Below are 17,807 nucleotides of genomic sequence, written 5' to 3' on the forward strand. Positions count from 1 at the left end.
TCGTTGTCCAACACCGGCTCTGACCACGCCTTGTCGATCGGCATCAATCGCAGCCAACTGGCCCAGATGTTCGCCCATGCGCCGGGGTTCATGGCGCTGGTCACGGGGCCGGACCATCGGTTCGAACTGACCAATCCCAACTATCAGAAGGTGATCGGCCACCGCGAGGTGATTGGGCGCACGGTGGGCGAGGTGCTGACAGATGCGGTGGCGCAGGGCTATCTGGACCTGCTGGACCAGGTTTACCGCACCGGCGAGGCGCACCGGGCCGATAGCGCCCTGTACGCCGTTCAGGCCGAGCCAGGCGACGAGGTGGTGGACCGCTACGTCGATTTTGTCTTCCAGCCGCTGAAGGAAGACGGTCGGGTCTGGGGCATTTTCATCCAGGGGATGGATGTGTCGGATCGCTACCGGGCGGACCAGGCGCTGGCGCTGAGCGAAGCGCGATACGGCGCCCTGTTTGCGGCGATGGCGACGGGCTTCTGCGTCATCGAGATGAAGTTCGACGCGGCCGACCGGCCCGTCGATTACAGGATCGTCGAGGGCAACAAGGCCTTCGAGGAGATGACAGGCCTGGTCGACCCTTACGGCAAATGGGTCAGCGAGATCGCGCCGGGGCTGGAGCAGCACTGGTTCGATCTTTATGGCGGCGTGGCGCGCACAGGCGAGCCGGTCCGTTTCGAGAACCCCGCCGACATCTTCGGTCGCTGGTATGACGTGCAGGCGCTGAGGATCGGCCAGCCGGGCGCCTGGCAGGTCGCGATCCTGTTCAACAACATCACCGAGCGCAAACAGAGCGAGACGCGTCAGAACGCGCTGCTGGAGCTGAACGACGCGATCCGCGACCTGACCGACGCCGGCGAAATCGCCCAGGCCTCCGCCCAGGTTCTGGCCCGCACCATGGGCGTCAGCCGGGCCGGATACGGCACGGTGGACACGGCCGCCGAGACCATCACCATCGCGCGCGACTTCAACCAGCCGGGGGTGAACAGCATCGCCGGCGTCCTGTCGTTCCGCGACTACGGGTCCTATATCGAGGACATCAAGCGCGGCGAGACGGTGGCGATCGACGACGTCGCCCTCGATCCGCGCACGGCTGATACGGCCGAGGCCCTGAGGGCCATCAGCGCCGGGTCGTTCGTCAACATGCCGCTGATGGAACAGGGGCGGGTCGTGGCGATGGTGTTCGTCAACCATGCGACGGCGCGTCACTATACCGACAGCGACCTGCGCCTGATGCGCGAGGTGGCCGAACGGGTTCGCACGGCGACCGAGCGCGCCCGAAGCGAGGCGGCCCTGCGCGACAGCGAGGCCCAGTTCCGGGTCTTCGCCCAGGCCACGCCGATCCAGATCTGGGCCAGCTGGGCCGACGGGTCGCTGTATTGGTTCAACCCCCAGGTCTATGCCTACTCCGGCCTTGCAGAGGGCGCGTTGGACGGCACGACCGGGTGGGGCAAGGTCGTTCACCCGGACGACCTGGACTGGGCGTCCGAGCGATGGGTCCAGGCCCTGGCCAGCGGCCAGGTCTATGAGAACGAGTTCCGCATCCGCCGCCACGACGGCGTCTATCGCACCTTCATGGTTCGGGCCGAGCCCGTCCACGACGAAGAGGGGCGGATCCTGCGCTGGGTCGGGTCCAACACCGACATCGAGGACCTGCGCCGCCAGTCGGCCGAACTGGCGCGGTTCAATGAGACGCTGGAAGAACAGGTCGCCGAACGCACCAGCGCCCTGATGCAGGCCGAGGAGGCGCTGCGTCAGAGCCAGAAGATGGAGGCGGTCGGACAGCTGACCGGCGGCATCGCCCACGACTTCAACAATCTGCTGGCCGGCATCAGCGGCAGCCTGGAACTGATCACCAACCGGATCGCGCAGGGGCGTCATGCCGAGGTGGAGCGGTTCACGGTGGCGGCGCAGGGGGCGGCGAAACGCGCGGCGGCCCTGACGCACCGGCTGCTGGCCTTCTCGCGGCGTCAGACCCTGGATCCCAAGCCGACCGATCCCAACCGCCTGATCCGCGGGATGGAGGATCTGGTGCGGCGCACGACAGGGCCGGGCATCGAGGTCGAGGTGGTCGCCGGCGCTGGCCTGTGGCCCGTGTTGATCGACGCGCACCAGCTGGAAAACGCGGTGCTGAACCTGTGCATCAATGCGCGCGACGCTATGCCGAGCGGCGGGCGTCTGACGATCGAGACCGGCAATCGCTGGATCGATGCGCGCACGGCCAAAGCCCAGGATCTGGAGCCGGGCCAATATGTCTCCATCTGCGTCAGCGACACCGGCACGGGCATGGCCCCCGAGGTGGCGGCGCGCGCGTTCGAACCCTTCTTCACCACCAAGCCGCTGGGAGAGGGGACGGGGCTGGGCCTGTCGATGATCTATGGCTTCGTGCGCCAGTCGGGCGGGCAGGTGCGGATCTATTCCGAGGCGGGCGAGGGGGCGATGATCTGCCTGTATCTGCCGCGCCACTTCGGCGAGGTGGACGACGCCGATCTGATCCCCGAGGTCGAGCAGGCCCCGCGCGCCCAGGCCGGCGAGACGGTGATGGTCGTGGACGACGAGCCGACGGTGCGGATGCTGGTCGCCGAAATCCTGCATGAGCTGGGCTATCAGTGCATCGAGGCGTCCGACGGCGTGGCGGGGCTGAAGCTGCTGCAATCGGGCGCGCGGATCGACCTGTTGGTGACCGATGTGGGTCTGCCGGGCGGGATGAACGGGCGTCAGATGGCCGATGCGGCGCGGATCGATCGGCCCGATCTGAAGGTGCTGTTCATCACCGGCTATGCCGAGAATGCGGTGGTCGGCAATGGGCACCTGGATCCCGGCATGCACGTCATGACCAAGCCCTTCGCCATGGAGGCGCTGGGCAGTCGGATCCGCGAACTGATCGAGGCGAGCTAGAGCCGGGCGTTCAGCCAGGTGCGGATCGCCTTGCGCGCGCCGCGCGCGGCCGGGCCGCCGAAATGCAGGAAGCCGTGCGGGGTCTCGGGCACGCGGATCAGGTCGGCGTCCGAAGCCTCGCCCCAGCGCGTGGCCATCAACAGACTGTCTTCGAACAGAGGGTCCTGTTCGCCGGCGAGGAACAGGGCGGGCGGCAGGCCGGTCAGGTCGGCATACAGGGGCGAGACGTCGGGCTGGCGCAAGGCCGCCTCGTCGCGATCCGGCGCCAGGCGCGCCAGATCGGCCTGCATCGTCGGGCCGTTGAACAGCAGGGTTTCTGGCCCCGCCGAGCGCACGCTTTCGGTACCCGACAGGTCGAAGACGCCGTAGGTGAAGACGCAGCCCTTCACCAGGTCGATCAGCCCCTGGTCGCGCAGGGCGATGGCGGTCAGGGCGGCCAAATGCCCGCCGGCGGATTCGCCCGCCAGAAACAGGGTCGAGGCGCCCAGTTGATCGACATTCGTGACCGTCCAATAGGCGGCGGCCAGACAGTCGGCGATGGCGGCGTCGATATAGATCTGACGTCGCTCGGACAGCAGGCGATAATCCACCGAGACCACGCAGAAGCCGTGGTGGGCCAGATGGGCGTTCAGCCGGTCGTTCAGCCCGGCGCTGCCCAGCACCCAGCCGCCGCCGTGGATGTCCAGGATGACGGCGCGGGGCGTGCCCGTCGGATGCAGGATGCGTAGAGGAACGGGGTGATCGCCGTCCGTCTGGACGATCTCGACCGTCACGCCCCGTTTCTTGAGACGCGGGGTGGTGACCCGCCCGGCGGCCGCGTCCAGCCACAGCGACAGCCGCTGGCCCGCATCGATCCGCCAGCCGTCGGTGCGCAGACGGGGCGCGCGGGCGAGGACGGCGTTGATCCGCCGCACCGCCGCCTGCTGGGGCGGGGCGAATTCGACGAGGTGACTGCGCAGGGTCATGAAGCTTGAGTGTGCAGCGGCGGGTTTGGTTTCAAATCGGGGCCTTTGGCCTAGCCTCGTCAGCCACGACAAAGCCGGTTATCGTCCGCCCCATGAAACGGCTCACCCCCTTCGGCGTCCTGTTGATCTTTGGCTTGGTCGGGCTTTTGACGGGCAAGTTCGGCCTGTGGTTCGCGTTCGGCCTGGTCGCCTGCATCGCCGTCAGCGTGATGCAGAACCGGGGCGCGGCGAAGACGCCGCCCGGGGATCCGGACAGTCAGGGTTAGGCCCTCAAGCCGTCCTCGCCGGGTGACCAGCCGTTCGGTCCCTACCCCGCCAGCGCCGCCTTCTTCTCTTCCAGCTCCAGCCATTCCAGTTCGGCGGATTCCAGCTCGGCGCGGGCCTTTTCGGCGGCCTTCATGGCGGTGTCGAAGGCCTTTGGATCGCGGGCGTAGAGGCCGGGGTCGGCCAGGGTCGCGTCGTGTTTGGCGATGGTCGCGGGCAACGCATCGATCAGGGCTTCCAGCTCCTTCAGGCGGTGGGCGTCCTTGAAGGAGAGTTTGGCGGTCTTCTTTGGGGCGACGGCGGGCGGGGGCGCCGCGGCGGCGCGCTGGGCGGCGGCCTTGTCCTGGGGGCGGGGGTTCGAGCCGGGCTGAAGGAAGCCGGGGTTCTGGCGGATGAAGTCGGTCCAGCCGCCGGGGGTCTCGACGATGTCGCCGCGCCCGTTCAGCGCCAGGGTCGAGGTGGACAGGCGATCGATGAAATCGCGATCGTGGGAGACCAGGATCAGGGTGCCGTCATAGCCCTCCAGCAGCTCCTCCAGCTTGTCCAGCGTGTCCATGTCCAGGTCGTTGGTCGGTTCGTCGAGGATCAGCATATTGGCGGGCTTCGCCAGGGCGCGGGCCAGCAGCAGGCGGTTGCGCTCGCCGCCCGACAGGGTCGAGATTGGCTGGCGCAACTGGGCCTCGGAAAACAGGAAGTCCTTGGCGTAGGCGGCGACATGTTTGGACACGCCGCGCACCAGAATGCTGTCGCCGCCGCCCGGCGTCAGGGCATCCCACAGAGTCATGTCCGACTTCAGCCCCTCGCGCGACTGGTCCAGATAGACGGGCTCGAGGTTGGCGCCCATGCGCACCGTGCCCTCGTCCGGCGCCAGTTCGCCCAGCAAGGTCTTGACCAGGGTGGTCTTGCCCGCGCCGTTGGGACCCACGATGCCCAGACGGTCGCCGCGGATGATGCGGGTGGTCAGGTCCTTGAACAGGGTGCGGCCGTTGAAGCCCTTTGAGACATGCTTGATCTCGGCGACCAGCTTGCCCGAGGTCGAGCCGGAATCGACGCCGAGATAGAGCTCACGCGGCACGTCCTTCATCTTCTCGGCGCGTTCGGCGCGCAGCGCCTGAAGCGAGCGGGCGCGGCCCTCGTTGCGGCTGCGGCGAGCGGTGATGGAGGAGTAGAAGGTGGCGGTCTCGCGCTCGATGGTCTTGGTCAGGCGGCGCAGGGATTCGGCCTCTTCCTCCAAGACCTTGGAGGACCATTCGTCGAACTCGACGAAGCCCTTGTTCAGGGTGCGGACCCGACGGCCTTCCAGCCAGTGGACTGTGTTGGTGACGCGGTTCAGGAAGGCGCGGTCGTGGCTGACGACCAGCAGGGCGAACCGGGCCTGGATCAGCTCGTTCTCCAGCAGTTCGATGGCCAGGATGTCGAGGTGGTTGGTCGGCTCGTCCAGCAGCAGCAGGTCAGGTTCTTCGGCGAAGGCCTTGGCCAGGGCGGCGCGGCGGGTTTCGCCGCCAGACAGGCCCTGGGTCGACTTCGCCGAGTTCAGGCCGAAGGTCTCCAGCCAGCTTTCGGCCGTCCAGGTCTCGGCCTCGCCCGATGACGCATAGTCCAGCAGGGTCTCGCCGGTGATCACGGGCTCTTGCGGCACATAGGCGAAGCGGACGGCGGACTGGATCGAGCGGTCGCCGCTGTCCGGCTCGATCAGGCCCATAACGACCTTCATCAGGGTGGACTTGCCCGCGCCGTTGCGCCCCACCAGGGCGGCGCGGCTGCGCGGTTCGACCGCGAGGTCGACGCCGTCGAAGAGGGGGCGCTGGCCGTCCTGAAGGCGGACGTCCTTGAGTGCGACGAGAGGGGGTCTGGCTGCCATGTGACTTTCGATCCTCTCGGGCGACGCCGGAGAGGGAAACCGCGCACAGCGCGGCGGAGGGGGCGGAAACGGGTGTGATCTAAGGGGTTCAGGCCCATTTCGCCACTGGAAAGGCGATACGAGCCGCAGGCTGTGGATTTGCGGCCGGGCGTCGGGCCGGGCTATGGGCCTGTCATGAGCATGATCACCTGGGCCGCGCTTCTGGGCGCCATCGCGCTGGAGGTGGCGGGCACGACGATGCTGCAGGCCTCGCAGCAGTTCACGCGGGCCTGGCCGACGGCGGGCATGGCGGTCTGCTACGGCCTGGCCTTCTACCTGCTGTCGATCGCCTTGCGGCAGATGCCGGTGGGGATCGCCTATGCGATCTGGAGCGGGTTGGGGGTGGTGCTGATCTCGGTGATCGGGACGGTGGTGTTCCGCCAGCGGCTGGACCTGCCGGCGATGGTCGGGCTGGCGATGATCGTCGGCGGGGTGATGGTGATAAACCTGTTCTCCAAGACGGTCGGGCATTGAGGCTGTGACAAGCGACGGCGCGGCGCGTATGAGGCGCGCCATGCAGCCCTACTGGGAAACCAAGACCCTGGCCGAGATGTCGCCCTCCGAGTGGGAGGGGCTGTGCGACGGGTGCGGGCTGTGCTGCGTGATCCGGTTCGAGGACGAGGATACGGGCGAGGTCATTCCGACGCGGGTGCATTGCAAGCTGTTCGATCCGAACGCCTGCGCCTGTTCGGACTATGCGAACCGCAAGGCCCAGGTGCCGGACTGCATCAAGCTGACGCCCGGCAATATCGAGGCGTTGGAGTGGATGCCCAAGTCGTGCGCCTATCGCCGGCTGCACGAGGGGCGGCCGCTGGCGACATGGCATCATCTGATCTCGGGCAGTCGCGAGACGGTGCATACGGCGGGCGTGTCGGTGCGGGGGCAGACGATCTCGGAGCTGTCGCTGGCCGAGCCGGAGGACGCGCTGGACTTCGAGGCGCCGGAATGGACGGTCGAACGCGGCCGGGAGCGATAGGGTAGCACCCCCTAGCCAGCGCAATGACGCTGGTTGAAAGGCTGCGAAAACAAGCCATTGGCGAATTATGTGGACGTTCTTCCGGCCTGAGGACGCTGGTCCGCTATGGTTTGGGCATGACGGGAAATCAGGACGACGAAGAGGGCGGCTGCGGCGGGGCGCGCGAGACGGCCGCGTCCTGCGCCGGGTGGATGGAGCCCCTGTTCCTGATGATGAAGGCCAAGATCGAGGAGACGGCCAAGAGCGTCTGCGAGACGGACGTCAAGGACGCCGCCGTCGCCGAAAAGGTCGCGCGCCAGATCGGGGTGATCGCGCGGTCGGCCAAGGCGGTCGAGGCGATGCGGCTGCTGTGCCTGAGCGACAACGAAGAGGACGAGATGGGTGGACGAACCTACGACCCCGCCGAGGACGAAATGCTCCGACGAAAGCTGGTCGTCGAATACGAAAGGCTTGATCGGAATCTGGAGGAAAAGCAGGCCGAAGCAGCCGAAAGATCAAGAGCTAAGGCTGGAGATCAGCCATCTTCAGCTTTTGAAACACCAGTATCAGCCGACTGACCTGAGCCTGAAAACTTGGCTGCTGCTGGGCGGCCGGGGATCGGGCAAGACATTCGCCGGGTCGGTCTGGATCGACGTTTTGGCCCGCGAGTTTTCGGGCATCACCCTGGCCCTGGTCGGCCCCGCCCTGCACGATGTGCGCGAGGTGATGGTGGAGGGGGCGTCGGGTATCAAGGCGCTGGCGGAGCCGGGCGACCGGCCGCGCTGGGAGGCGGGGCGGCGTCGGCTGGTGTGGGGTAATCAGTCGGCGGCCTATGCGTTTTCGGCCGAGGATCCCGACAGTCTGAGGGGGCCGCAGTTTCACGCCGCTTGGGCGGACGAATTCTGCGCCTGGCGGCGGCCGGAGATGGTGCTGTCGAACCTGAGGTTCGGACTGCGGCTGGGGGCCTCGCCGCTGCTGGCGGTGACGACGACGCCCCGGCCGATCCCGGCGCTGAGGCGGTTGATGGCCGAGGCGGGGACGGTGACGGAACGGGCGGCGACGGCGCTGAACGCGCAGAATCTGTCGCCCGGCTTTCTGGCGCATCTGAACGACGTCTATGGCGGGACGCGGCTGGCGGCCCAGGAGCTGGAAGGCGTGGTGGTCGAGGGCGAGGGCGCCCTGTTCCGCATCGCGGACCTGAAACGGGCCAGGGGCGCACGGCCGGCCGAACTGGACCGGATCGTCGTGGCGGTCGATCCGCCGGCGACCGCGACCGGAGACGCCTGCGGCATCGTGGTGGTGGGGCGAAAAGGTCGCCACGCCTTCGTGCTGGCCGACCGGACGGTGCAGGGGCGCTCGCCCCAGAGCTGGGGCGGGGCGGTCAGCGCGGCCGCACGCGAGTTCGGCGCGCACGAGGTGGTCGCCGAGAGCAATCAGGGCGGCGACATGGTGCGCTCGGTTCTGGCCATCAGCGCGTGTCCTTGCCGGATCGAGATGGTCCACGCCTCGCGGTCCAAGGCGGCGCGGGCCGAGCCGGTGGCCCTGCTGTATGAACAGGGGCGGGTCGTCCACTGCGACGCCTTCCCGGCGCTGGAGGAAGAGATGCTGGCGCTGGGCAGCGAGGGCGGACCCAGCCCGGATCGGGCCGACGCCCTGGTGTGGGCGATTACGCGGCTGATGCTGGGGCCGCAGTCGGCGCCTAGGATAAGCCGGCTTTAGCGGACCAAGACCCGTCATTCCGGGGCGTCCGAAGGACGAACCCGGAACCCAGGGGGCTTTTGACAACGCTGGGGTCAGCGCCGAGGGGCGGCCCTGGCTTCCGGGTTCCGCGCGGGGCGCGGCCCCGGAATGACGACCGCATCTATTGAATAGGAGAGACGATATGCCGGCCATTCCCGAGCGGGACGGATTGCTGAACCATGGGCGCGATGCGGGCGGGCCGGCGAGGCGCGCGGCGGCGGTCACGCCCAGCGACGCGGCCGATCTGACGACCTACGCCAAGGCGCTGTATGTCGGTGCGGCGGGCAATGTCCGTGTGCTGACGGTCGGGGGCGAGGATATTGACGCCGTGACCTTCGCCAACCATCCGGTGGGGTGGTTGCCGGTGCAGGTGCGCCGGGTGCTGGCGACCGGGACGACGGCGACGCAGATCGTGGCGGCCTTCGACTGATGTCGGGTCTCGAGATCGGAGCGGCGACGGCGGCGCCGGGCGGGGTTCTGGGGCGGGCGCGGTTTTCCGTGCCCGACCTGCCCGTCTGGTCGGCGGCGGTCAGGACGATGCAGGCGGGAGGGCGCGAGGCGCGCCTGCTGTGCATCGGCGACAGCGTGACCCAAGGCTATGGCGCGGTCTCCGGCGGCTGGACGCCGAACGGTCGGGCGAGCGCCTGGCCCGAGCGGCTGGCGGCGATGATGAGCGGGCGGGGCCTGCCGGCCTCGGCGGCGTCGGTCGCGGGCGCGGGGGCGGCGGACGGGGCCAGCGGGGGTTATTCCGCCTATGATCCGCAGGTGACGATGGGGGCCGGGTGGGGCGTCAACGCCTTGACCGGGATGGGCGGCAAGCTGTTTTCGGGCGCGGCGTCGTCGACGGGCGTCTGGAGTTTTCAGCCGAACGGGACGGTCGATCGGTTCGATCTGTGGGCCGTGACCAACACGGCGCTTGGGGTGCTGACGGTCGAGACGGACGGGTTGGTGCGGGCGACGGTCAACACCACCAAGGCGGCGGCGATGGAGGTTGCGACCGTGGCCTTTCCCGAGACCGCCGGGCCGGTGAGCGTGCGCTGGGCCTCGGGCGGGGCGGTGTTTATCGCGGGCGGGGTCGCATGGCGCTCGGACGTGCGCCGCGCACGGGTGATCAACGCGGGATGGGGCGGGGCCAAGATCGCGGACTGGATCACGACGGATCAGCCGTACCGGGCCTATGGGTCGATCCCGGCGGCGGCGCCCGATCTGTCGGTCGTGTGCCTGACCATCAACGACTGGAATGCGGGGACGGCGGTCGCGACCTACAAGGCCGGGCTGGGGACGTTGGTGGACCGGTGCCTGACGACGGGGGACGTGCTGCTGATGACCGGATGTCCGTCCGATCCGACCCAGGGCAAGGCGAGCTATGCAACGCAAGCCGCGATCCGCGATGCGGTGTTCGAGGTGGCGGCGACCCGGGGATTGTCGGTGCCGATTGACGGGACTGCCCTGTTCGGCGGCGGCTTCGCTGGCGGGCTGATGTTCGATTCCGTCCATCCCAATGCGGCGGGCCAGGCGAGGATCGCCGAGGCGGTGCGGGCGCGCGTGATGATCTGAGGTTGTCGCGCACGCTCGCGCGGTGATAACCGTGGCGGATGGGGGAGCGGTTCTACGGGGTGCAGGCGCTGAGGTTCGCGGCGGCGACGGCGGTGGTCGGCACGCACGCCCTGGATCTGGTGGGAGCGCGGCTGGGACAGGAGACGGCGCTGAGCGGCGGGACGCTGGAGAACTTCGGCGCCGTGGGTGTGGATGTGTTCTTCGTCATCAGCGGCTTCATCATCGCCACGACGACGCAGGGTCAGACGGGCGTGGGCGCGGCCGGGGCCTTCCTGTGGCGGCGATTTCGGCGGGTGGCCCCGATCTACTGGCTGCTGTCGCTGCCGATCCTGATCGGGATGGCGCGGGGCGGGACGCTGAGCCCCGAGGTGGCGGCGGCCACGTTTTTATTCTGGCCGTTCAGCGGATTGGAGATGACGTTTCCGGCGCTGGGGCCGGGGTGGACCCTGTGTTTCGAGATGCTGTTCTACGCCGGGTTCGGGTTGGCGATGGTCGGCGGGCGACGGGTCGGTTGGGGGCTGGTCGGGGCCTATGCGGCGATGCTGGCGGCCGGCCTGGTCGTGGCGGCGCCGGTTCTGAGGTTCTGGGGCGCGCCGATCGTTCTGGAATTTTTGCTGGGCGTGGGGATCGCCTGGATGTGGCGGTCGGCGCCGCGTCGGTTGGGGCTGTGGGCGGTGGCGCTGGCGATGCTGGGGTTCGGGTTGGGCCTGGTCTTCGGCTATGGCGGCATCGACGATGTGCGGGCGCTGAACGATCCGTGGAACGGGCTGAGGCGGGCAGCGGTCTGGGGACTGCCCAGCGCCCTGCTGGTGTTTGGCGTGGTGCGAATGGAGCGGACGGACCGGGCGCCGGGGCGGCTGTCGCAGGCGGCCGCCTTCATGGGGGATGCGTCTTACTCAATCTATCTTGTCCATGTGCTGGTGATCCGGGCGATGGGGCGGATGTTCGAGAGCGGGATGGTCGTCCTGCCGGGGGATGCGGTGGTGGGCCTGACTGTGGTCGCCAGTCTGGCGGCGGGGGCGGTCGTGCATGTGTGGATGGAGCGGCCACTTTTGAAAATCCTCCCCCGAGCAGTGTAGCGGCACGGGGGAGGGGGACCGCGCGAAGCGTGGTGGAGGGGGCGGAAACCGGTTGGGTGTGAGACGGTTCGCAGAGCGCGCCGTCGCCCCTCCACCGCTTCGCGGTCCCCCTCCCCCGCTGGCGGGGGAGGATATGAAAAGGAGATTGCGATGGTTTCGATCCGGTGGCCGTTCGGCCAGGCGGGGCGCACGGGCGCGCCTGAGGGCAAGGAGAGCCGGGCGGGCGGGGTGATCGCCTTGTCAGGGGTGGGGCGCCCGCGGTGGACGCCCAACGACTACGCCAGCCTGGCGCGCGAGGGGTATCAGAAGAATGCGGTGGCCTATCGCTGCATCCGCATGATCGCCGAGGCGGCGGCGTCGGCGCCGTTCGCGGTGTTCGTGGACGGGGTGCGAAGCGAGGATCATCCGCTTGCGAAACTGATCCGTCGGCCCAATCCCGAGCAGTCGGGGGCGGAGCTGATGGAGGCGGTCTATGGGGCGCTGCAGGTGTCGGGCAACGCCTATGTCGAGGCGACCGGCGATGCGGACGGGGACGGGGCGCCGGACGAGCTGTGGGCGCTGCGGTCGGATCGGGTGAAGGTGGTTCCGGGCCGGTCGGGCTGGCCCGAGGCGTGGGATTATTCCGTGGACGGACGGTCGGTGCGGATCGGGCGGGCGGCGGACGGCTGGGCGCCGGTGATGCACCTGAAGCTGTGGCACCCGCTGGACGACTGGTACGGGCTGTCGCCGCTGGAGGCGGCGGCGCAGGGCGTGGATGCGCACAATGCGGCCGGCGCCTGGAACAAGGCCCTGCTGGACAATGCGGCGCGGCCATCGGGGGCGCTGGTCTATGGGGCGAGGAACGGCGAGCGGCTGACGGACGGGCAGTTCGAGGCGCTGAAGGATCAGCTGTCGAGCGTCTATGCCGGGGCGACGAACGCCGGGCGGCCGATTCTGCTGGAGGGCGGGATGGACTGGAAGCCGCTGAGCCTGACGCCGGCGGAGATGGATTTTACGGCCGGCAAACATGCGGCGGCGCGCGAGATCGCCTTGGCCTTCGGGGTTCCGCCGCAGCTGCTGGGGATACCGGGCGATGCGACCTACGCCAACTATCGCGAGGCCAATGCGGCCTTCTGGCGTCAGACGGTGATCCCGCTGGTGCGGAAGGCGGCGGGGGCGATGACGGGCTGGCTGGGCGAGCGGTTCGCGAGGTGCGAGATCCGGGCGGACCTGGATGCGGTCTCGGCGCTGCAGCACGAGCGGGACGCCCTGTGGGCGCGGCTGGAGGCGGCGAGCTTCCTGACGGACGAGGAACGCAGGCGGATAACGGGGTTGGGGGCATGACCGAACATCATATCCGGCGCGTGCCGACGGCGCTGCTGATCGCCGTCGTGGTGCAGACGGTGGGCGGCCTGGTCTGGGCCGGGGGCGCCGCAGCGCGGATCGCGACGTTGGAGCAGCGGGTCGGGGAACAGAGGCTGGTCGCCGAACGACTGGCGCGGCTGGAGGTCCAGGGCGAGGCGACGGCGGCGGCGGTGGAGCGGATCGAGCGTAGGTTGGAGGGGAAATGAGCGCACTGGCCATCGAAGGCTACGCCTCGCTGTGGGGCGTGGCGGATCTGAACGGGGACGTGGTGCAGGCGGGGGCGTTTGCGGACAGTCTGGCCAAGACGGGGGCTGAGGGGGTGCGGATGCTGAACCAGCACGATGCGCGGGCGCCGGTCGGGGTCTGGGAGCAGATCGTCGAGGATGCGCGCGGTCTGTTCGTGCGTGGCCGGATCGAAGACTGGTCGGCCGAGGCGCGGTTCGCCGGGGCGTTGAGCCGGGCCGGAGCGCTGGACGGGCTGTCGATCGGCTACCGCACGGCGCGGGCCCGGCGTCAGGGGCGGTTGAGGGTGTTGAGCGCGGTCGAGCTGTGGGAGGTGTCGCTGGTGACGTTTCCGATGCTGCCGGGGGCGCGGTTCGATGTCTTGTTGGCGCATACATAATCCGTCACGGTTGCGCAGAATCATGGTCTCAAATATGAGCGGACAGGGAGGGCTTGAACGAAGGCCTATTGCGAAAGGCCCGAAGTGTCAGCCCTATCGGCGTCGAAAGCGCATTACGACAGCTTGCAGAAGCTCGCAGCCAAGACTGCGGCAGAGACACTTCGATCCTATGGGATCAACCTATCTCTCCTTCATTACAGCGGGCGTGTCGAAGGTGCGATCAAAGCCCAATGGCTAGAGCGTCAGGTCGGTTGGGATTGGCCCGCAATCGCGCGCTCCAATCGAGAGTTTAAATCGTTCTGCCTAGCGATGTGGGCGCCTAACGACCAATTGGTGGGCTTAGCGTTGATGACGCTTAGCAAGCAGGCGGTGACCTTGAAGTTCGTGGAGGGAAGGCCTTCCTCAGACTGCACTTTCAAGGGCAAGCGAATCTTGATCGCGCTGGAAGTAGCGGCGAACTACGCGCAAGGGGCAGGCGTAGGCGAAATTCGCATCCATCCGCTCAATGATACGTTAGCCCATCTGTACGAGAGTGTTTACGGCTTTGAGGTTGTCAAAGAGCGTAAGAGTGAGTCATACTATCGAAAGAGGATATGAGATGAGCCAACTTTTTACATGGTTGTCCGACCTGCCTCGCATGGTCCAACTCCAGGGGCGTCCGTCGGTGGAGGTTGAACCCCTGCGCCCTCAAGCGCGCGCCATGACTGGCTTTCTATCCACTTTGACTAACGAGCAGAGAGCCGCCGCTCTGGATTATTGCGGCGATGACTCCCATGGTGAAACGCACCACTAGACAGGCGTTCTTCACAGGCGCTCGTTAAGCGTCTACTGCCTGGGCATACTATCTTGGTTCCAGAGAACCCCGCGATAGCCAAAAGGCCCTCGCGGGGTTTCGCTTTTGAGATATGTCAGTTTGGCTTGAGGGCCTGGAAGGCGCCGTTGCGGTCGAGGGTTTCGGCGAGGGCGGCCATCTGGGCGCGACCCTTCTTGCCATGGAGATAGCGCAGGGCCCAGGCGGCGAGCACCAGGCCGAAGATCCAGCCGACGTGCAGCACCAGGTGGGCGAACAGGATGAAGACGGCCGCCAGCGCATAGGCGCCAATATAGACCAGCGCCAGCTGGCCGCCGCGCGAGGCCGTGGGGTTGGACAGGCCGGCGATGATCTCGGCCAGGTCCGGCGAGGCGGCGGCGGACGGCAGGACGTGATCGGAGGGCTTTGACGCCGGTTGGGGCGCGGATCTGGATTGCTTCTGCGGCGTGGCCTGGGCGGCGGGTGCAGCGGCCGGTCGGGCGGGTTTTGGCCTGGGCGGGATCGGATCCGGCGTGCGCCGGGCGGGACGGAACAGGATCGATCGGCCGGCTTCGTCGACGGTGAAGACCTCTTCAAAGGCGGTGGTTGTGAAGTCGATGTCACGGGTGTCCTGGCCATAGCTCTGGCCATGCAGGGCCGTCAGCCGGCCCTGGCGCAGTTCGATCTGGAAGCCGACGGGGTCGGGCAGGCCGGCGACCATGGCATGGACCGTGCCGAACAGGCCGGTGGCGTCCGGGTTGGCGGTCGCGCGGTCCGCATCGACGACGATCTGGGAATAGAGGCCGGCGCCGGTGTTGCGACGCAGCCCCGGCGAACTGGCGGCGACCTGTGCCCGCAGGTCCGGCACGCTGTCGCCCATCTGCCAGATCATGGCGTCCATGACGGCGCTTTCGAGGGGCGTCAGGTGGGACATGGGGCGTCAGGACGACTTGGATGCAGCGTTGCGACGCAGCATCAAAACCACGATGCCGACGATCAGGACGAGTATGGCGATCTGCGCCGCGCGGTAGGGCAGGCCGCTTTCGCCCTCAGCCTCGGCGCCGCGATGCAGGGCGGTCAGGACGATATCTGCAATCGTGTAGACGATGACCGGAAGGCCGATGGTCGCCGCCCATGGCCAGCGGGCCACACGTCGTGGCCCTGCTGAAAGCGTGCCGGGCGGGAAGAGGATCGCGAAAAGGATCAGCGCGGCTGCATGAAGCAGCGGGCTGTAGAGATCAGCTTCGACGAAGATCGGCGCGGGCATGAGGCGAGCCTAGCGTTCGCCTGAAGCCGCCGCAATCACAGGTTTCGGGCGGCCGATGACGGCTGCTCGCGAAATGGGAAGGTCGCGACGCGGCCGCCCTCTCCACCGCCTTCGGCGGTTCCCCTCCCCCGCATCGCGGGGGAGGATCGTTTCAGCAGGAGACACCATGAAAGAGACCAAACAGGCTTCGGGCCAGCCCGAGGCGCGCGATGTCGTGCGCGAGATGATGGCGATGCGGTGTTGGCAAGTGCGCCACCTTCCGCTCACGATTCACCCGTGAAAGCTCACTCGCCCTTCGGGTTCGGGCCGAAGCGGTTTTCGCCCTTCTGGCTGTCGACCAGACCGATCCACAACAGGAAAGCCAGGCCCAGCAGGCCGGCGATGGCGAACAGGCCGAAGGCCGGGCCCATCAGAGCGAAGACGGCGGCCGGGTTGCCCTCGTAGTAGTCTTCCGAATAGCCGTTGGCGACGGCGGCGGCGACGACCATGGCGAAGCCGGCGAAGAAGGCTATGACCGAGCCGACCCAGGGAATGGCGATCAGCCAGCCGGTCTTGCCCATGTCGTGCAGGCGCTTCACCGAAATGGCCAGGTTGGGCCATATCAGGACCAGGCCGAACAGGTTGATGATCGGGATCCAGCTGATGACGACGTTGACGCCCAGCAGGATCAGCCAGCCGATCCAGAAATGGCTGCGGCGGATGCGGCCCTCGAAGGACAGGAACAGCTTCTGCCAGTCGAAGCCGGCGACGGCGGTCGAGGTCGAGCTGGCGTAACCGCCGGCGACGCCGGTGGTGGTGGGCGAACCCGCCAGGATCAGGATCTGGGTCGCGGCGGCGCCTTCGGGGACGAAGTCGACGCGGACGCCGGCGGCGGGTACGGCCGGCGATTGCAGCGCGGCCGAGGTGAAGTCGTAACGGGCGCCGTCGTCGCCGCTGATCAGACCGACGCCGGTCGTGGCGTCGTAGCTGAGAATTTCACCGCGCACTGAGATCTCCATGACTGGCGCCAGGTCCGGCGCGGCGGCAACATCGCCGACCCGTGCAATCCCAGCAACCCGAAAAGGTCAAGCTGGCCGATCCTGACGCGTTTGTAATGCGCGCGACCCCTTGGGCGGCGCACCGTGGACGTTCGCGTCGGGTTGCGAGGGCAGGAGGCTGATGATGAAGGTGAACAGGCCGCCGACATAGGGGACGAGGCCGATCAGGATCAGCCAGCCGGTGAGCCCGACATCGTGGAAGCGACGAATCGTGACGCAGACGTAGGGAACGATCAGCGCGAAATAGACAAGGGCGACGATGCAGATCCAGGCGATGCCCCAACTCTCCATATCGTAGCCGGCCTCGGCGTCGAGGACGGCCAGACCGATGATCGGCATGAAGGCGAGCATCAGGATCAGGAAGTGGAACAGGGCGAAGGACCAGTATTCCTTTCGCCGCGCCCGGCCGTGGCCCTCGATATAGAGGTCGGTGATGCAGCGGACGAAATAGCCCCATAGGCCCAGGTCCGGTTCGGGGGCGTATAGGGCCGGCCCCAGAGGGCCGTCACGCAGGACCATCAGGCTGAGCGCCTGGGCGTCCTGAACCACGAAATCGACGCGGCGGCCGGGTTCGAGACCGGCGGCGGCCGAGGTGAAGACGTAGCGCTGCAGGTCGTCGCCGCTGATCAACCCCTCGCCGGTCATCGGATCGTAGCTGAGAATTTCGCCGCGCAAGGCCGTGTCTCGCAAAGACGCGGCGTCGGCGCCGCCGCCAAGGTGTGGACCGGGCGGGCGGCATTGCACAACAGGAGAGTGTTGATGGACGCCTTTCACGAGGTGCGCCTGCCTGCGCGGCTGGCGTTCGGTTCGACCGGCGGGGTTGAGCGTCGGACGGAGATCACGACGCTGGCGTCGGGGTTCGAGCGGCGGTCCACGCCCTGGGCGCTGGGGCGCAGGCGGTATCTGATCGGGGCGAACCTGAGGTCGCTGGACGACATGGCCGAGCTGGTCGCCTTCTTCGAGGCGCGGCGGGGGCGGCTGTACGGGTTCCGGTTCAAGGACTTCGGCGACTTCAAGTCGTGCGCGCCGGGCGGGGTGATCTCGGCCGGGGATCAGGGGCTGGGCGTGAGCGATGGGGTTCGCACCGCGTTCGATCTGGTGAAGCGCTACGGCGATGTGGAGCGGCCGATCGCCAAGCCGGTCGGGGGATCGGTGCGGGTGGCGCTGAGTGGTGTCGAGACGACGGCCTTTGCGGTCGACTTCGCCACCGGCCGGGTGACGCTGGAGCGCGCGCCGGAGGCGGGTGTCAGTGTGACGGCGGGGTTTCAGTTCGACACGCCGGTGCGGTTCGATTCCGATCGGATCGAGACGACGCTGGAGAGCTTCGAGGCCGGACGGATGGCGGCGGTTCCGCTGATCGAGGTTCGGACCGGCGCGTGAGGGGTG

The 17,807-nt window shown here is 67.9% G+C and carries 20 protein-coding genes; 14 read left to right on the top strand and 6 right to left on the bottom strand.

What is annotated here, in order from left to right; translation table 11 throughout:
* Positions 1-3: 3 nt before the first annotated feature.
* Positions 4-2,901 carry a PAS domain S-box protein gene (locus tag PFY01_RS05200; RefSeq protein WP_271042677.1) on the top strand — a complete coding sequence of 966 codons (2,898 nt, stop codon included), beginning with the start codon at positions 4-6 and terminating at the stop codon, positions 2,899-2,901.
* On the opposite strand, the gene PFY01_RS05205 is transcribed toward PFY01_RS05200, so the two are convergent.
* On the bottom strand, positions 2,898-3,866 hold the full coding sequence (locus PFY01_RS05205; protein WP_271042678.1) for an alpha/beta hydrolase: 969 nt from the start codon (positions 3,864-3,866) through the stop codon (positions 2,898-2,900). The genes PFY01_RS05200 and PFY01_RS05205 overlap by 4 nt on opposite strands.
* A 92-nt stretch (positions 3,867-3,958) precedes the next feature.
* On the opposite strand from PFY01_RS05205, the gene PFY01_RS05210 reads away from it, so the two are divergent.
* The gene (locus PFY01_RS05210; protein ID WP_176758279.1) at positions 3,959-4,132 is read left to right on the top strand and encodes a hypothetical protein; all 174 of its coding nucleotides are present in this window, start codon (positions 3,959-3,961) and stop codon (positions 4,130-4,132) included.
* A 41-nt stretch (positions 4,133-4,173) separates the two neighbouring features.
* Here PFY01_RS05210 and PFY01_RS05215 read toward each other — a convergent pair whose 3' ends face one another.
* Complete coding sequence (locus PFY01_RS05215; RefSeq protein WP_271042679.1) at positions 4,174-5,991, bottom strand: ABC-F family ATP-binding cassette domain-containing protein; 1,818 nt, start codon at positions 5,989-5,991, stop codon at positions 4,174-4,176.
* Positions 5,992-6,171: 180 nt separating this feature from the next.
* Between PFY01_RS05215 and PFY01_RS05220 the strand changes: the two genes are divergently transcribed.
* From PFY01_RS05220 to PFY01_RS05270, 11 genes are all read left to right on the top strand, one after another.
* On the top strand, positions 6,172-6,504 hold the full coding sequence (locus PFY01_RS05220; RefSeq protein WP_409514919.1) for a DMT family transporter: 333 nt from the start codon (positions 6,172-6,174) through the stop codon (positions 6,502-6,504).
* A 40-nt stretch (positions 6,505-6,544) separates the two neighbouring features.
* Positions 6,545-7,006, top strand: coding sequence for a YcgN family cysteine cluster protein (locus PFY01_RS05225; RefSeq protein WP_271042681.1), 462 nt, complete (start codon positions 6,545-6,547; stop codon positions 7,004-7,006).
* 116 nt (positions 7,007-7,122) lie between these two features.
* A complete protein-coding gene (locus PFY01_RS05230) occupies positions 7,123-7,563 on the top strand; it encodes a hypothetical protein (RefSeq protein WP_271042682.1) in 441 nt (146 codons plus the stop codon).
* Positions 7,538-8,704, top strand: a complete 1,167-nt coding sequence (locus PFY01_RS05235; RefSeq protein ID WP_271042683.1) for a DNA-packaging protein — start codon at positions 7,538-7,540, stop codon at positions 8,702-8,704. The genes PFY01_RS05230 and PFY01_RS05235 overlap by 26 nt, the downstream gene beginning before the upstream one ends.
* Before the next feature lie 163 nt (positions 8,705-8,867).
* Positions 8,868-9,155 (top strand): spike base protein, RCAP_Rcc01079 family, encoded by a 288-nt coding sequence (locus tag PFY01_RS05240; protein ID WP_271042684.1) that lies wholly within the window; start codon positions 8,868-8,870, stop codon positions 9,153-9,155.
* The gene (locus PFY01_RS05245) at positions 9,155-10,282 is read left to right on the top strand and encodes an SGNH/GDSL hydrolase family protein (RefSeq protein WP_271042685.1); all 1,128 of its coding nucleotides are present in this window, start codon (positions 9,155-9,157) and stop codon (positions 10,280-10,282) included. Before PFY01_RS05240 ends, PFY01_RS05245 begins: the two co-directional genes overlap by 1 nt.
* Positions 10,283-10,320: 38 nt before the next feature.
* Positions 10,321-11,361: an acyltransferase family protein gene (locus PFY01_RS05250; RefSeq protein ID WP_271042686.1), complete on the top strand. Its 1,041-nt coding sequence runs from the start codon at positions 10,321-10,323 to the stop codon at positions 11,359-11,361.
* Positions 11,362-11,511: 150 nt separating this feature from the next.
* Positions 11,512-12,684: a phage portal protein gene (locus tag PFY01_RS05255; protein ID WP_271042687.1), complete on the top strand. Its 1,173-nt coding sequence runs from the start codon at positions 11,512-11,514 to the stop codon at positions 12,682-12,684.
* Positions 12,681-12,911: a hypothetical protein gene (locus PFY01_RS05260; protein ID WP_153926101.1), complete on the top strand. Its 231-nt coding sequence runs from the start codon at positions 12,681-12,683 to the stop codon at positions 12,909-12,911. The genes PFY01_RS05255 and PFY01_RS05260 overlap by 4 nt, the downstream gene beginning before the upstream one ends.
* On the top strand, positions 12,908-13,327 hold the full coding sequence (locus tag PFY01_RS05265; protein ID WP_271042688.1) for an HK97 family phage prohead protease: 420 nt from the start codon (positions 12,908-12,910) through the stop codon (positions 13,325-13,327). Before PFY01_RS05260 ends, PFY01_RS05265 begins: the two co-directional genes overlap by 4 nt.
* A gap of 123 nt (positions 13,328-13,450) precedes the next feature.
* Positions 13,451-13,924 (top strand): hypothetical protein, encoded by a 474-nt coding sequence (locus PFY01_RS05270; protein ID WP_271042689.1) that lies wholly within the window; start codon positions 13,451-13,453, stop codon positions 13,922-13,924.
* 311 nt (positions 13,925-14,235) lie between these two features.
* Here the strand turns inward: PFY01_RS05270 and PFY01_RS05275 are convergent, their stop codons facing one another.
* The 4 genes from PFY01_RS05275 to PFY01_RS05290 all read right to left on the bottom strand — a co-directional run bounded on the left by PFY01_RS05275 (position 14,236) and on the right by PFY01_RS05290 (position 17,096).
* A complete protein-coding gene (locus PFY01_RS05275) occupies positions 14,236-15,051 on the bottom strand; it encodes a hypothetical protein (protein WP_271042690.1) in 816 nt (271 codons plus the stop codon).
* Positions 15,052-15,057: 6 nt separating this feature from the next.
* Complete coding sequence (locus tag PFY01_RS05280) at positions 15,058-15,384, bottom strand: hypothetical protein (protein ID WP_271042691.1); 327 nt, start codon at positions 15,382-15,384, stop codon at positions 15,058-15,060.
* Positions 15,385-15,668: 284 nt separating this feature from the next.
* Positions 15,669-16,370, bottom strand: a complete 702-nt coding sequence (locus PFY01_RS05285) for a DUF805 domain-containing protein (RefSeq protein ID WP_271042692.1) — start codon at positions 16,368-16,370, stop codon at positions 15,669-15,671.
* 78 nt (positions 16,371-16,448) lie between these two features.
* Positions 16,449-17,096, bottom strand: a complete 648-nt coding sequence (locus tag PFY01_RS05290; protein ID WP_271042693.1) for a DUF805 domain-containing protein — start codon at positions 17,094-17,096, stop codon at positions 16,449-16,451.
* A gap of 84 nt (positions 17,097-17,180) precedes the next feature.
* Here PFY01_RS05290 and PFY01_RS05295 point away from each other — a divergent pair, with 84 nt between their 5' ends.
* Entirely contained in the window at positions 17,181-17,801 is a 621-nt protein-coding gene (locus tag PFY01_RS05295; protein ID WP_271042694.1) for a DUF2460 domain-containing protein, read from the top strand.
* Positions 17,802-17,807 lie beyond the last annotated feature (6 nt).

Source organism: Brevundimonas vesicularis, from assembly GCF_027886425.1.
Taxonomy (GTDB): Bacteria; Pseudomonadota; Alphaproteobacteria; order Caulobacterales; family Caulobacteraceae; genus Brevundimonas; species Brevundimonas vesicularis_C.